Consider the following 14,863-nt stretch of genomic DNA (forward strand, 5'->3'; position numbering starts at 1 on the left):
CAAATATTTTATTTGTGGTAGGGATGGCCGGCCAATAATGTCCAGGCGCGATAAATTTGTTCAGCCAGAACCACCCTCACCAGCGGGTGCGGCAAGGTCAGAGGGGACAGAGACCAGCGCTGGTGTGCACGGGCGAGGCAGTCTTCGGATAAACCGTCGGGCCCGCCAATTAACAGGCTGATATTTTCCCCGAGCATTTGCCAATCACTTAATTGCGCCGACAACTGCTCGGTACTCCAGGGCTTACCTTTCACATCGAGCGCTACCACGTGGTCCCGCGGTCCCAAAGCGGCGAGCATCGCCTCGCCCTCTTTTTTTCGCGCTTTTTCAATCAGGGCTGCAGAGCTCTTTTGGCCTCGTTGGCCGAGTGGAATTTCCACCATTTCCAGAGCAATTTCCCGGGGCAGGCGCTTAGCGTACTCGGCGTAGCCCTCCTGCACCCAAGCCGGCATTTTTCCACCGGCGGCAAGAATGCGGATTTTCACAGCAATTAACCCTGGTGCGGATCACTGCCATCGGCATCGTCACGGGTATTCGGAGTCATAGACCAGAGTTTTTCCAGATCGTAGAAACCGCGAACATCTGCGAGCATCACGTGAACAACCAAGTCACCGTAGTCGACTAATACCCACTCACCCTGGTCGACACCTTCAACACCAATGGGGCGAATACCTTCTTTTTTCAGCTCGTCTACAACGTTCTCTGCCAGGGACTTAACCTGGCGGCTGGAAGTACCAGTACAGATCAGCAGATTGTCCATTACATCTGAAAGCCCGGAAACATCCAGGGAAACAATATCCTTACCTTTCAAATCTTCCAGCGCATTGAGAGCGATATCTTTAATATTTGTCATAACACCTTGATTCATTGCGGGTCGCCTGAAGCAACCTCTGTATAAAGTCGATGATCTTCTATGTACTGCAACACAGTTGCGGGCAGTAAATAGCGTGGCGACTGGCCACTTTTAATTAATTCGCGAATTTGCGTCGCGGAAATTGGCAACATGGTCTGCTCCCGCAACAACAGGCAACCACATGCTCGTGTATGCAAGTCTGCAACCGTGCCCCGATGATTCTCCAGCAGTTCTGCCAGAGGGCCATGCTCTTCGCTATCGCGATCTGGCAGGTGCCAGCCCGGCCTTGTTACTACCACCAGATGTGCCAGCTCCAAGAGGCGCTCCCAGCGGTGCCAGCGGTGCAGACTCAATAGGGAATCCAATCCCATGCAGAAACTGATGGAGGCTTCACCTCCCAGCTCACTGCGCAGCTCCTCCAGGGTATCTACCGTATAAGTAGCTCCGCCACGATGGAGTTCTCGCTCATCCAGGGTGAGTTCCTCACACCCCTCCAGCGCCAGAGCCAGCATTTCGCTGCGCTGGCGGGACGATACACCTGGCGTCTGCCGGTGGGCGGGCTGGTGGCTGGGTAGCAAGCGCATTTCATCAAATTCGAGCACCTGGCGCAGCTCCAGCGCCATGCGCAAATGACCGAGATGAATCGGATCAAAGGTTCCGCCAAACAGGGCCAACGTATGCCTTTTGCTCGCCACAATTATTTCTCGTACCCCTCGCACTCGCTGCCCCAAAGGAAAAAGTGCTTATTGCCGGATATGGCCATCTCCGAACACAATCCATTTTTGCGAAGTGAGCCCTTCCAGGCCAACCGGGCCGCGGGCGTGGATTTTATCAGTACTGATACCAATTTCCGCCCCCAAGCCGTACTCGAAACCGTCAGCAAAACGGGTTGAGGCATTAATCATCACTGAGCTGGCATCCACAGCACTCATAAAGCGGCGGCTGCGACTGTAATCCTGGGTGACAATTGCCTCGGTGTGGCCGGATCCGTAACAGGCAATATGGTCCATAGCCGCTTCCATATCCGCAACAACACGCACAGCGAGAACCGGGGCAAGGTATTCCTCACTCCAGTCATCTTCTGTCGCCGCTACACAGTGAGGAATGATTTCACGGGTCCGGTCACAACCGCGCAATTCAACCCCTTTTTCTTCGTAGGCACCAGCCAAGCGCGGCAGTATATCCGCCGCAACCATCTCGGCAACTAAAAGTGTCTCCATGGCGTTACAAACACCATAGCGATGGGTCTTGGCATTGAGGGCGATATCGTAAGCTTTGTCCAGGTCAGCCCGATCATCGATATACACATGACAAACACCGTGTAGGTGTTTGATCACCGGCACTCGGGCTTCGCGACTGACCCTTTCAATCAGGCCGGTTCCGCCCCTGGGTACAATCACATCCACATATTCCGGCATGGTGATCAGGGCACCCACCGCCGCTCGATCGGTGGTATCGACAACCTGCACCGCCGTTTCCGGCAAACCCGCTTCGCGCAAGCCGGCGGTAATACAGGTGGCAATTGCCTTGTTCGAGTGCAGCGCTTCACTGCCTCCACGCAAAATTGTGGCATTGCCGGATTTTAAGCACAGGCTCGCTGCATCAATTGTCACATTGGGCCTGGACTCATAAATAATGCCCACCACCCCTAGGGGCACACGCATTTTGCCCACTTGAATACCGCTGGGGCGATAGCGTAAATCTTCAACTTCTCCCACCGGGTCGGGCAGCTCTGCCACCTGCACCAAGCCCTCGATCATGCCATCGATGCGGGCATCGTTAAGCTCCAGACGATCCAGAAGAGCCGCATCCAGGCCGCGCTCGCGACCGGCCTGCATATCCAATGCATTGGCCTTCAGTAAAGATACTCGCTGTGCCTCCAGTTGGGCAGCGATGGCTTTAAGAGCATTATTTTTGGTGGAGGTATCCGCAGCAGCTATCTGTTTAGCGGCGGTACGGGCTGCGCGCCCCATTTGTTCGAGCTTGGCGCGAGTGGATTGCTGATCAGCGGTGTCTGTGGCGGTCACTTGGCTCTCCGTGCAAAATCCGGTCGGCCGCGCAGTATAACCCAGCGAGACCCGGTTGAAAGTGCCGATTACCGGGCCCCACAGCTTTATATCTAGCTATTCCCGCGTCCAACGGTCCAGGTTCTCGGCAATGGTTGCAAGCCGCATAAGAGGATCTTCTACCGCCAGCAGATCGGTGCGAACCTTATCCTCCAGTGGCAAAAGCTGAGCCAATTGCCAGGAAAGTGAGTCCGCAGACTCCACCGGCTCAAATTTAAGTGATAGCGACTGCGCCCGCTCCTTCAACTCTTCCAACACCGATAGAAGACCGTCGCAATCCGCCGGAATCGGCTTTTCATCTTCATCTGGTATCCATTCCACGTCCCCCAGAAGCAGGTCATCTTCTGCGCGACGGGTGTGGACAATGCGAAAGCGACGCCGACCTTTCACCTCCACGTTTAGCAACCCTCCCTCGCCCTGTCCCCAATCCACGATGTCGACATAAACACCGAGAGGCCATACTGAAGCACGCCCCACTTCACCCCCGGAGCGAATCAATACAATGCCGAAGCCACTATTGGTTTTCATGGACTCACTAACAAGGTGGATATAGCGCTGCTCAAAAATCCGCAGGGGTAAAGTCACGCCGGGGTATAGAGGGACACTCAGGGGAAAAAGGGGTATCTGTTGCAAAGTCATCACTCATTATTTTTTGTGTGCCCTAAAGATAACATCGCCCTAGGGAACTCTGCGGCAGGTTAAGAGACTTTTTACCGCCAACCGGTTGGATTGGGAGCAAGTTTTTCCACTTTGCGGTAATTGTCGCTGGCAAGCCCAACATCCAGCCTTTAAGCTGCTGCGGTAAATTGACCAAACGGAGATTTTTCATGCCTACAGCAACCGCTCGCCATATCCTGGTTGAAAATGAACAGCAGTGCCAGGACCTGAAACAGCAAATCGAGAACGGCGCTGACTTCGGTAAAATTGCCGAGCAGTACTCCCAGTGCCCCTCTAGCCGTTCCGGCGGTGACCTGGGCTCTTTCAGCAAGGGAATGATGGTTCCCGAATTTGACAAGGTCGTATTTTCCGAGGAGCTGCACAAGGTGCACGGCCCAGTCAAAACCCAGTTTGGCTACCACTTGCTGGAAATTACCAGCCGTCAGGACTGAGTCCCGACTGTTGAGCAGACATAAAAAAAGCCGGGGTTATCCCGGCTTTTTTTATATTTCAAATTCCTTCGATTCAGGCGCTGGGCGCCTCCTGCATCGGTGCCTCGGGCTCAACTTTATCAGATTGCCTCTGACGACCGAGCGGCTTGAACATCACCAGCAACAGGGGCAGAAGTGTCAGGGAACCCAACAGTGCGGCGGACATCGCCAGCGCGGTGAGGAGGCCGAAATAGATCGACGGAACAAACTTCGACAGCGCCAAAATTGAGAAACCGACAATAATCGTGATCGCAGTGTAGAACATGGCACGGCCAATCGTCGCATGGCTGCGATGCATGGTCGCCAGGTAATTGCCATCTTTGGCAAACTCCGCGCGGAAGCGATACAGGTAGTGAATCGCGTGGTCCACCCCGATACCCACGGTAATCGCGGCGATAGTGATGGTCATCATATCCAGCGGGATACCCGCGAGCCCCATACCACCAAGTACCACACAGGCCGCCAGCATATTTGGCACAAGTGCAATCAGAGCAATCCACAGAGAGCGGAATAGCACCAGGAACATCAGCAGGATTCCGACAAAAACGGCACCCAGGGTCAGGATCTGGGATTTAAACAGGCTCTGTAACATATTGTTGTACAGAACCAACAGGCCGGTCTGATGAACATTCTCTGGAGCTATGCCCATCTCATTGTGAGCGTAGTTGTAGATACGCTGGATCAGCTCATCGCGACGCAGGGTGGGGTCTGTCTCCATCACCCGCAGGGTGATACGAGCCTGGTTGTTCTCCACAGATAAATAGGGGGCTACCAGAACGGAGCGAATTTCGGCCGGCAGGCTGGTATTGGCCACCGCCAGCTCAAAGTCATTGAGGGGACCGCCATTCAGATCCACGGCAACTTTATACAGGGTCGCCAGAGATTGAACCTTGCCTATCTCCGGCTGCTCCTCCAGGTAATCATGCAGCTGCTCCAGCTTTGCCAAACCGGCAACCGTAAACCAGTAGCTCTGCTCTACTGACTCCTCTTCACCGCCAAATGGATCATCGGAGGCAAAGGGGTCCTCTTCTACAGCGAAGGGATCTTCCTCTGCTTCCATCGCAAAGGGGTCTTCTTCTCCCTCGAAAGCTGCCTCCTGCTCCTCGGGCTGATCCAGAATAATATCCAAGGTCACAGTGCCACCCAAGCGGCGGTCAATCACCAGCATGCCCTGATAAATTTCCGTGGAATCATCGAAGTAATCGATAAAGCGGTTTTCCACTTTCAGCTGGGATATACCCACCACACTCACGACGGCTGCCAGCAGTGAAATACCTAGCACCACAAACTTGTGGCGCTCAGCAAAGCGGGAAAACTGCAGGGTAAATGCGTGGGAGTTATCTGCACTCACACTGCCCACACGCTTCGGCAGCACCATCAGGAAACTGGGAATAATCAGGAACGACAGCAGCAGAGCCACAGTCACACCCATCGTCATCATCCAGCCAAAATCGATAACCGGGCGAATGCCGCTCACCACCAGGGACACAAAAGCCACGATGGTGGTCAGTGCGGTATACAGGCAGGGCTTGGCCATAAAGCGCACTGTCTGCAATACCAGCTTTTCAAGATCCCAATCCGGGTTCTGGGCAATATATTCCCGGTAGCGCACCGCCAGGTGGATGGTAATTGCCAAGGTAATAATTAGCAGCAGTGCGACAAAGTTGGCCGAGATCACTGTCAGTCGCCAGTCCAGCCAGCCGAGTAGCCCCAGCATCACCACCGCAGTGGTAACACAAGTCATCAGCGGCAACAGCACCCAGCGCGGCTGGCGGAAAATCAGCAACAGAGTAATCACGATAAAAGCGAGAATCCCCACACCGAATACCAGCAGGTCGCTCTTAATAAACGAAATCATATCGGCGGTAATCATGGTGACACCACCGAGGAACAGCTCCGCTTCGCCATTGTAGCCAGCCAGAATCGCGCGCACGGTATCGACTCGCTGGTGGGCAATTTTCTCTTGCCCAGTACGATGGGCCAGATAGACGGCGCTGATCTCCTCCAGGCGAACGGCCTCTTCCGGAGTCAGTCCCTCTGTATTGCGCTTACTGCGCAAAGCATCCCGCTCGCGCACCATCTCGATGCCGCGGCTATCCAGTTTCAGGTTCGCCAGTATGGCCGTCGTCTGCCCGTCCGGGCTCAGGATCAACTCCCGATAAATCGGGCTGGAGAGGAACTCTTGCCGGGCCATATCCCGATCGACATCGGGCCTGGCGAGCGTGCGCACCTCATCGCTGATATCGGTGAGAACCAGCTTGGGGCTGTACAGCAGTGGGACATCGAGAATGCTCTGCACACTGGACACACCATCTACCTTGGCCAATTCATCCCGCAACTTGCCCAGGGTTTCCAGGGACTCATCACTGAACAGGTCCCCAGTCTTGGAGCGGTAAGTGACGACCAGGAAGTCGCCACTGGCATAGCGCTCGGAAATCTCGCGGAAATAATCCAGGGATTTATCAGCTTCCAGAGTGAGGGAATCGGCAGAGGCATCGATCTTCAGGCGGGACAATCCGAGGGCTGCCAGCAGGGTTAACAGGCCGATAACCACCAACACCACAGCGGGCCGCTTGGTCACCAAGTATTCATAAGACTTCTGTAAAGCTGACAGCATAAATTTCCGCTTCTTTCCAAACTAAAAACTGGCCGCATTGCGGCGCGCATATTGTTCGCCTATGCGATGAATTAGCAAACCTAAAATTTGCCACCGCACCGTTTTATTGGAACTTTTTTCAGGGATTGTCGATATGCCCCAGGTCGCGTTCGGGAAACAGGGTATCCCTGACGCGACGTTTGAGCTCCTTAGCACCGGGAAAGCCGCCGTCACGCTTGCGCTCCCAGATCAAAATTTCGCCAATCCGAATCTCGAATACTCCCCCAGTACCCGGTTGCAATGCAACCTGATTAAGGTCATCGGCGAAAGTGTGCAGCAATTCCTGGGCCATCCAGGTGGCTCGCAACATCCAGTTGCACTGCACACAGTAGTGAATCGTAATACTCGGTTTTATCTCATTGCCCATCCTGCTCTCCCCAGCTGGGCAACAGCTTCTGCTCGATGCCCAACTGGTCGAGCAACCGCGCCACCACGAAGTCCACAATATCTTCCACCGAACTGGGCCTCTGGTAAAAGCCAGGGCTGGCCGGCAGGATCATGGCCCCCATGCGGGTGAGTTTCAGCATATTTTCCAGGTGAATCTCGGAGTAAGGCGCCTCGCGGGGAACCAGAATGAGCTGGCGGCGCTCTTTCAGGGCTACATCCGCAGCCCGCTCAATCAGGTTGTTCGATGCTCCACAGGCCACCGCAGACAAGGTGCCACCACTTGCCGGGCAGATCACCATACTGGCTGGCGCCCCGGTTCCAGAAGCCACCGGGGAAAACCAATCGCGCTTGCTGAAAAGGGTCAGCTGGCCTTCCTGCGCGGCAAAACGATCGGCGAGGAAATTCTGCAACTCGCGCTCATCGCCCTCCGGCAACTGCATATCAGTTTCGGTGTTGATGACCACCTGAGCCGCCTCGGATAGCAGCAGCCATACGCGCACATTCGAAGCCAGCAGGCACTGAAGCAGGCGCAAACCATACTGGGCGCCGGAGGCCCCGGTCATAGCCAGGGTCACGGTCTTCTCGAAAGGAGATTGATGCAAAGTCGATACCTTATTAAGCCCTGCGAGCATAGGGCTGCGCAGGAAACATTAGTCTTCTGACTTAGAGATCGTATTTCTGTTCCAGGGCACCGATAAGGCGCTGGTGGATACCGCCAAAGCCGCCGTTGCTCATCACTACGATATGGCTACCGGAATCGGCTAGCTGCAACACAGATTCCACACCATCTTCAATCGAATCAAAAGTTTTGGCCGGCACCGATGAGTGGTGGGCGACGTCTTCCAGGGACCAGTTAACCCCCTCAGGCTGATACCAGAGCACCATATCGGCCCCGGAGCAGGAGTCGGCCAGCTTGCCCTGGTGCACTCCCATACGCATGGTATTGGAACGCGGTTCAATCAGGGCAATGATTTTATCCTCCCCTACCTTCGCCCGCAGACCATTGAGGGTGGATTCAATCGCGGTAGGGTGATGGGCAAAATCATCGTAAACACGGATGCCGGCCACTTCTCCCAGGCACTCCATACGGCGTTTAACCCCCTGGAAGCGTGCCAGAGCTGCCGCACTCAAATCTGGGGTGACACCCACATGCCGCGCCGCAGCCATAGCCGCGAGGCCATTTTGCACATTGTGCTGCCCGGTCAGGTCCCACTCGACCCGCGCCACAGCTTCGCCTTTAAACTGAACCGTAAAGCTGCTGCCATCAGCGGCAATATCCACTGCGCACCAATCACCCACTCGCACACCATCGGCAGACTCGCTGCCAACCCGCTGTACTTCACTCCAGCAGCCTTTATCAAGCACCTGCTCTACATTCTCTTCGGCAGAGGCCACTATCAGGCCGCTAGCAGGCACAGTTCGTACCAGGTGATGGAATTGTTTCTGGATTGCCGCCAGGTCCTCAAAGATATCTGCGTGGTCAAATTCGAGATTGTTGATAATCACCGTGCGCGGGCGGTAGTGCACAAACTTGGAACGCTTGTCGAAAAAGGCAGTGTCATACTCATCCGCCTCAACAATAAAGAAGGGAGACTCTCCCAAACGAGCAGAGACACCAAAATTAGCCGGGACCCCACCGATCAGGAAGCCAGGCTGCATATCTGCCGCTTCCAAAATCCAGGCCAGCATACTGGCGGTGGTGGTTTTACCGTGAGTCCCGGAAACCGCCAATACCCAGCGGCCACCCAGGAAGTGATCGCACAACCACTGGGCGCCAGAGGTGTAAGCCAACCCTTTTTCCAATACCGCCTCTACTGCCGGATTTCCCCGGGACATGGCATTGCCAATAATCACCAGGTCCGGGGCGGGCTCCAGCTGTGCGGGATCATAGCCCTCGGTAATTTGGATACCCGCCTGTTGCAACTGGGTGCTCATAGGTGGATAAACATTGGCGTCACTGCCGGTTACGCGGTGCCCTTCCGCCACCGCCAGTTGGGCCAAACTGCCCATAAATGTGCCGCAAATACCTAGAATATGAATATGCATAGCGGAAAAATGTACTCCTACGGGTTGCGGCGCAAGCTTAACACGGCAAATCGGGCCAGTAATTGCCAAATACCCCAGTTACCATGCAATTTACTCGCTATTCCATTAGACTCCGCCCCCGCATTGGTCGGCCTCATCCCCGGTACGGTGGTAGGAATTTTCCCGAAAGGGTCGACACCCGATACGAGCTCCCGGTTATCCCCACTGGCACAAATGTTTAAAACTAGATGCGAGGCGGATTACCGGATCGGGATACTTCTCTATATCTCTATAAGCACAGGATAACCATGTCGAAAAAGAACGCCTTTTATGCGCAGTCCGGTGGCGTTACCGCCGTGATCAACGCATCCGCCTGCGGCGTAATTGAAGCTGCGCGTGAAAACCCGGACCAGATTGGCAATGTCTACGCAGGGCTAAACGGTATTCTCGGCGCGCTGCGCGAGGAGCTGATCGACGTGAGCCAAGAGAGCGCAGAAGATATTGCTGCACTGCGCCACACCCCCTCCGGTGCCTTTGGTTCCTGCCGCTATAAACTGAAGAGCCTGGAAGAGAACCGCGCAGAATACGAGCGCCTGATCGAAGTCTTCAAAGCGCACAATATTGGCTACTTCTTTTACAACGGTGGCGGCGACTCCGCAGACACCTGCCTGAAAGTATCCCAACTGTCCGAGACCATGGGTTATCCAATCCAGGCCATCCATATTCCCAAAACTGTGGATAACGACCTACCCCTGACCGACAACTGCCCGGGCTTTGGCTCCGTTGCCAAATATGTTGCCGTTTCCACCAAGGAAGCGGCCATGGACGTGGCCTCCATGTGCGCTACTTCCACCAAGGTATTTATTCTCGAGGTGATGGGCCGTCACGCGGGCTGGATTGCCGCTGCCGGCGCTCTGGCCCAAGAACAGGAAGGCGATGCACCCCACATTATCCTGTTCCCGGAAATCGCTTTCGATAAAGAGAAGTTCCTCGCCAAGGTACAAAAGACCGTAGACGAGAAAGGCTACTGCGTTATCGTCGCCTCCGAAGGCGCCCAGTACGGCGACGGCACCTTCCTTGCCGATGCCGGCACCACTGACGCCTTTGGCCACAAACAGTTGGGCGGTGTTGCACCGACCCTGGCCAACATGGTCAAAAGCGAACTCGGCCTGAAGTACCACTGGGCCCTGGCAGATTACCTCCAGCGCGCCGCCCGCCATATCGCTTCTGCTACCGATGTTGAGCAAGCCTACGCCGTAGGTCGCGCCGCAGTGGAAATGGCTGTAGCAGGCAAAAATGCCATTATGCCTGCCATTATTCGCGCAGAAGGTGAAGAGTACAGCTGGTCCATCGCAGAGGCGCCGCTGTCTGAAGTCGCCAACGTAGAAAAATTTATGCCGCGCGAATATATCAGCGAAGACGGCTTTGGAATTACTGAAGAGGGACGCAAGTACCTGCTGCCATTGATTCAAGGCGAGGACTACCCTCCCTACAAAAATGGCATTCCCCAGTACGCCACCCTGAAAAAGCAGCTGGTGGAAAAGAAGCTGGGTACCGATTTCGAAGCTTAATAGAAACGGTTGCCAGTCTCCCAAAAGCCTCCGAGTAAAATCGGGGGCTTTTTTCTGTAAACGCCTCTACGCAGACTCCACATCAGACCAAACCGCAAATTCATTGCCGCAAGGTTCCCTAAAATGGAAGCGCCTGCCACCGGGAAACGGGAAAATTGGCTTGGCTATTTCGGCTCCGCATCGCGTGACCTTCTCCAGGGTACCCTCCAGGTCGCGGCTGTATAACACCACTAATGCAGATCCATTTTCAGTAGTGCTCTGCAGCTCTGCCTTGAAAAAGCCACCGTCCAATCCAGCATTTGAAAAAGCGGTGTACTCCGGACCGTAATCGGTAAAAGTCCAATTAAAAGCCTCGGTAAAGAATGCTTTTGTCTTACCCAAATCCCTGGAGGGCAACTCAATATAATTAATTTTCTCGCACTCTCTCATAAGCTCACCATTTTCCTTATTTTTCAATTTTCAGGCTGTAGGTCGCACCGGAGTATTCACCACCTGAAAACTGCCATTTGCCAGCGCTAGTGGCCGATCCTGATAGAGAATAATGGCGCGATCCATCATCTGTACAAAATCGAGCATCGCATAAAGCACCACACCTTTTCGCCCCTGATATATATCAGGCCGATAAATCAACGCCGCCATCCTATCGTCCATGGCTTCATAGGTATATGAAGCTTCCCCAACTAATTTTCCCGACGCCGTAACGTAACAATGTGTCGCGGTTTCATAGGTTACCGTGTGGGTAGAAAGGTCGGGGAAATCACCTTGTTTTGAATAGTGTGTGCCGGTCCATTCCAGGCTTAAACCTTCCAATGTCTTAAATGCCTGCAAACTATGTCTCCCCCAGTGGTTTAATAGCTTCGCTGATCACTAGTAACTGATTTACCTGAAGCAATAAAACACACGCTGACTGAAAACGACACTCCTTGCATTAAATATTTATCTATTTTGATACGTCTCCGATAGGCCCCAATGATACCTCAATACTCCAGAAAGACATCTTAGGCATTTAACTCAAGTCTTTTTCCAATTCAGGGATCGGGCACGCACAAACACTTTCCCCTCCAATAATCCATATAATAAAGATTTTAATGGCTCGCAATGGAGTCTTGCCGGGCTACCAATATGAAAACGAGGAAGTGAAACACTCGGGCATATGCCCAAGGAGGTAAAGATGAAAAATACGTAATTAACGTGGGGAGAAAAGAAAACGGCCGAATATCTCTTGCCTTAATATCCGACCGTTCAATATGTGGAGTTAATTATTTATTGTTGTTGATATCCATCTCAGTGCCAAAACGGCTTGCGAATCTCAATTTCACGGTAGGCTTTATCTTCATTACCCAGATCGTCTTTCACTGTCAGGGTAATTTCATAACTACCACCGGTGGCATAGCGATGCAGTGCCATGGGGCCGGAGCGGCTGGTGCCATCACCAAAGTCCCACTCATAGCTCAGGTTACCGTCGCCATCGTAACTACTGCGCTCTTCAATCCACACCCAGCGCAGGAAGGTGTGGACTTTAAAATCAGCCCGAAGATCAACAACCTCCTCAACTGGTACAAGCTGCTCAACGGTGGAGATCGCTCCCCGGTCGTCCTCAACCTGGAGAATTACAGAATAAGTGCCTGCTGCATCGTAGCTATGACTGGGGTTTTGCTCAGTACTGGTAGTGCCATCACCAAAATCCCAGGCCCAGCTAACGATAGTGCCATCGGTATCGACGCTGCTGTCGAAGTAGTTCACTTCGAAGCCTTCAACACCCCACTCAAACCCAGCAACCGGCTCCTGGTTATCTGCCCCCAGATCCAGCTCAACCACAAGCGGATCGTGATCTGAAGCGCGGAATGCATCAGTCGAGTAGAAACTCTCCACCTGCTCATCGGTTTTATTCTCGATGTTGTAATCCAGCACCCGAGGCTCGTCGGCATTGATATGCCAATCGGCCGCACCTGTTACCAAAGGAGCCAGTGACTCACTGGCGAGGGCGTGATCCAAGTAACCGGACTCACCGCTGTAGACATAGGAGTAAGCTTCTCCTTCACCGAAAACCTCCAACAAATCAGCGTAACCAGCGTCCTTTAGAGTGCTAATTGGGTTTTCGCGGGCGTAGCTATTGAGGTCGCCGAGCACCAGAACACGGTCGTTGCCGCTACCTGTCGGGTCAGAATCAATCCATGAAACCAGGGCATCTGCAGCTTCGGTGCGCAGGGAGTTCCAGCAGCCCTGTCCATCACCCAGATCATCGTTCAAACTGCCATCTTCGGGACAGCTTCCCTTCGATTTAAAGTGGTTGACCACCACGGCCAGCTCTTCACCACTTGATAGTTCGGCAAAAGCCTGTAGCAGAGGTTGGCGGTTACCGTCATCAAAGGGATAGCTATCAGTTGTCGCGGCAGCGCCTACAGGCATTACCCGATCGCTGCGATAAATTAGCCCTACAGTAATTTCATCGGTGCCCAGTTGTGTCAGGTCTGGATTAATAAATTGATAGTTTTCACTGCCAGTAGCCGCGTTAAGGCCATTAATTAAATCCTGAATAGCACTTTCCGAACCGTAGCCATCGTTCTCAATTTCCATTAAACCAACTACATCGGCATCCAGGCCTAAAATAGCGGAGATAATTTTATGTCTCTGGCGCAGGAATTCATCTTCAGTATCAGCCCCACGGGAAGTAGGGAAACCGCCGCCATAACCATCGCCATTGAAATAATTCAGAACATTAAAGCTGGCGATCTTTAAACTGCCCTTACCCGGTAATTGTGGATCGTTTTCACGCAGGTTGGCAGCAACAAATTCTGGCGCCTCCACGGGATGTACTCGGTAGGCGCTGTAGCTATATCCCATTACACCGCGCAATCCCTCTACCGTATCGCCATTGCGTAAGGTATTACTGGCACTGAGGCCGGAGACGGGATAAGGCACAGCTTCCGGGTTCTGCACACTGGAACCATCGTCCAGCACAATCCTGTTCAGATCGTTTGCACTTTCCTGTGCTACGGCTGCAACCCCAGGCTCATTGTTGTGGGTGGGAGTATAGAGGCGGCCATTGGCCAGGGTGACTTCACCATAGCGCCCCAGGTTATAGTGATCATTCACTGTCAGGGCTTGCGGGAACTCAACCAACATACCCTCGTATTGCTCCTGCTCTTCGGCAGAACTAAACGGCAGTGTAACTTCCTCGGCAGTCACACTGTAGCCGCTACCACAAACCGTGACGCCATCAACCTCGTCTAATTCAGTAAAGTCATAGTATTCAGTAACCACACCACCGACGCGAACCAAGTCCCCAACTTGCACAGCTACACCGAAGCCTTTGTCGTGTACAAACAGTCCTTCAGAGGTATTGATCTGGCCATCCTGATCACTGTCTTCCTCTTGCAGGAAGAAGCCGGAAAGGCCGGTGCTGGTATCTTGGAAGTCACCAACAACAACCGCTTCAATTTCGTGGCGCTCATTCTCCAGAGTGCTTTCAAACTCATCACCCTGAACCTGGCTGATTAACGTAGAAATATCTCCGCAATCGCCGAGAACAACATCGTCATCACCGCCGTCATCTCCACCACCAGTGCCGTCTTCGCTGTGCCAGCCGAGGTTGGAAAAGTCATCCTGACCCAAGCTAGACCACTCTGAATCTGGGTCAAAATCCGTACTGCCGTCGGCACGACCTTCACTCACACTCCAGTCGCGGATTAAGGTTTGATTTTGGGTCCCCAGACTGCTGTCGCCCCATTGGCTACCGGGATCAACACCGATCTGGCCGATAACATCCACATATCCATTGGGGCCACTCAGGGCAACCGCATCATCCCCGTTAAACAGGCCGCTGGTATAAATCTGATCGGCTACTGACAGGATTGAGGAATCAGCACTTGCGTGGGCGAATACGTAAACATCGCCGTCTGCCAAGCTGCCACTTAGGGCGATGGTTGAAGCCGCCGCAGAGGAGCCATTGAAGTAAAGTTCAATGCTGTAGCTACTGAGGTCAACCGCTGCACCCGTGCCATTGTAAATCTCAAGGGCCTTATTATTGCTACTGCCCTCGATATATTCAGAAATAATGAGGTCGCTGGCTTGAACCTCTTCAGCCAAAAATGGTAACCCCAAGGCTGCAAGGGCAGCCAAGCCAATCTCTTTCATAATGTTCTCTTCACTCGTAC

At 53.5% G+C, this 14,863-nt stretch carries 14 protein-coding genes; 2 read left to right on the top strand and 12 right to left on the bottom strand.

The window, feature by feature from the left end:
- Positions 1–8: 8 nt before the first annotated feature.
- From rlmH to ACG1BZ_RS18780, 5 genes are all read right to left on the bottom strand, one after another.
- Positions 9–485: a 23S rRNA (pseudouridine(1915)-N(3))-methyltransferase RlmH gene (rlmH, locus tag ACG1BZ_RS18760; protein WP_413663145.1), complete on the bottom strand. Its 477-nt coding sequence runs from the start codon at positions 483–485 to the stop codon at positions 9–11.
- Positions 486–490: 5 nt separating this feature from the next.
- On the bottom strand, positions 491–868 hold the full coding sequence (gene rsfS / locus ACG1BZ_RS18765) for a ribosome silencing factor (RefSeq protein WP_413663146.1): 378 nt from the start codon (positions 866–868) through the stop codon (positions 491–493).
- Positions 865–1,548, bottom strand: coding sequence for a nicotinate-nucleotide adenylyltransferase (gene nadD, locus ACG1BZ_RS18770; RefSeq protein ID WP_413663147.1), 684 nt, complete (start codon positions 1,546–1,548; stop codon positions 865–867). Before nadD ends, rsfS begins: the two co-directional genes overlap by 4 nt.
- Before the next feature lie 48 nt (positions 1,549–1,596).
- Entirely contained in the window at positions 1,597–2,826 is a 1,230-nt protein-coding gene (locus ACG1BZ_RS18775) for a glutamate-5-semialdehyde dehydrogenase (RefSeq protein ID WP_413665888.1), read from the bottom strand.
- 150 nt (positions 2,827–2,976) lie between these two features.
- Positions 2,977–3,552 carry an LON peptidase substrate-binding domain-containing protein gene (locus tag ACG1BZ_RS18780; protein ID WP_413663148.1) on the bottom strand — a complete coding sequence of 192 codons (576 nt, stop codon included), beginning with the start codon at positions 3,550–3,552 and terminating at the stop codon, positions 2,977–2,979.
- A gap of 194 nt (positions 3,553–3,746) precedes the next feature.
- Between ACG1BZ_RS18780 and ACG1BZ_RS18785 the strand changes: the two genes are divergently transcribed.
- Positions 3,747–4,028, top strand: coding sequence for a peptidylprolyl isomerase (locus ACG1BZ_RS18785; protein WP_282931463.1), 282 nt, complete (start codon positions 3,747–3,749; stop codon positions 4,026–4,028).
- A gap of 73 nt (positions 4,029–4,101) precedes the next feature.
- Here the strand turns inward: ACG1BZ_RS18785 and ACG1BZ_RS18790 are convergent, their stop codons facing one another.
- The 4 genes from ACG1BZ_RS18790 to mpl form a co-directional block, all read right to left on the bottom strand.
- Positions 4,102–6,684, bottom strand: coding sequence for an efflux RND transporter permease subunit (locus ACG1BZ_RS18790; RefSeq protein WP_413663149.1), 2,583 nt, complete (start codon positions 6,682–6,684; stop codon positions 4,102–4,104).
- Positions 6,685–6,802: 118 nt separating this feature from the next.
- Complete coding sequence (locus tag ACG1BZ_RS18795) at positions 6,803–7,090, bottom strand: SelT/SelW/SelH family protein (RefSeq protein WP_282931461.1); 288 nt, start codon at positions 7,088–7,090, stop codon at positions 6,803–6,805.
- The gene (locus ACG1BZ_RS18800) at positions 7,080–7,712 is read right to left on the bottom strand and encodes a flavin prenyltransferase UbiX (RefSeq protein WP_413663150.1); all 633 of its coding nucleotides are present in this window, start codon (positions 7,710–7,712) and stop codon (positions 7,080–7,082) included. The genes ACG1BZ_RS18795 and ACG1BZ_RS18800 overlap by 11 nt, the downstream gene beginning before the upstream one ends.
- Before the next feature lie 61 nt (positions 7,713–7,773).
- Complete coding sequence (gene mpl, locus ACG1BZ_RS18805) at positions 7,774–9,156, bottom strand: UDP-N-acetylmuramate:L-alanyl-gamma-D-glutamyl-meso-diaminopimelate ligase (protein WP_413663151.1); 1,383 nt, start codon at positions 9,154–9,156, stop codon at positions 7,774–7,776.
- Between the two features lie 287 nt (positions 9,157–9,443).
- On the opposite strand from mpl, the gene ACG1BZ_RS18810 reads away from it, so the two are divergent.
- Positions 9,444–10,706, top strand: coding sequence for a 6-phosphofructokinase (locus tag ACG1BZ_RS18810; protein WP_282931458.1), 1,263 nt, complete (start codon positions 9,444–9,446; stop codon positions 10,704–10,706).
- A 66-nt stretch (positions 10,707–10,772) separates the two neighbouring features.
- Here ACG1BZ_RS18810 and ACG1BZ_RS18815 read toward each other — a convergent pair whose 3' ends face one another.
- The 3 genes from ACG1BZ_RS18815 to ACG1BZ_RS18825 form a co-directional block, all read right to left on the bottom strand.
- Positions 10,773–11,135, bottom strand: a complete 363-nt coding sequence (locus tag ACG1BZ_RS18815) for a VOC family protein (protein ID WP_413663152.1) — start codon at positions 11,133–11,135, stop codon at positions 10,773–10,775.
- A gap of 30 nt (positions 11,136–11,165) precedes the next feature.
- Positions 11,166–11,534 carry a hypothetical protein gene (locus ACG1BZ_RS18820; RefSeq protein WP_413663153.1) on the bottom strand — a complete coding sequence of 123 codons (369 nt, stop codon included), beginning with the start codon at positions 11,532–11,534 and terminating at the stop codon, positions 11,166–11,168.
- Positions 11,535–11,990: 456 nt separating this feature from the next.
- Complete coding sequence (locus ACG1BZ_RS18825; RefSeq protein WP_413663154.1) at positions 11,991–14,843, bottom strand: ExeM/NucH family extracellular endonuclease; 2,853 nt, start codon at positions 14,841–14,843, stop codon at positions 11,991–11,993.
- Between the last annotated feature and the right edge of the window lie 20 nt (positions 14,844–14,863).

This window comes from Microbulbifer sp. CNSA002 (genome assembly GCF_047324085.1).
Taxonomy (GTDB): Bacteria; Pseudomonadota; Gammaproteobacteria; order Pseudomonadales; family Cellvibrionaceae; genus Microbulbifer.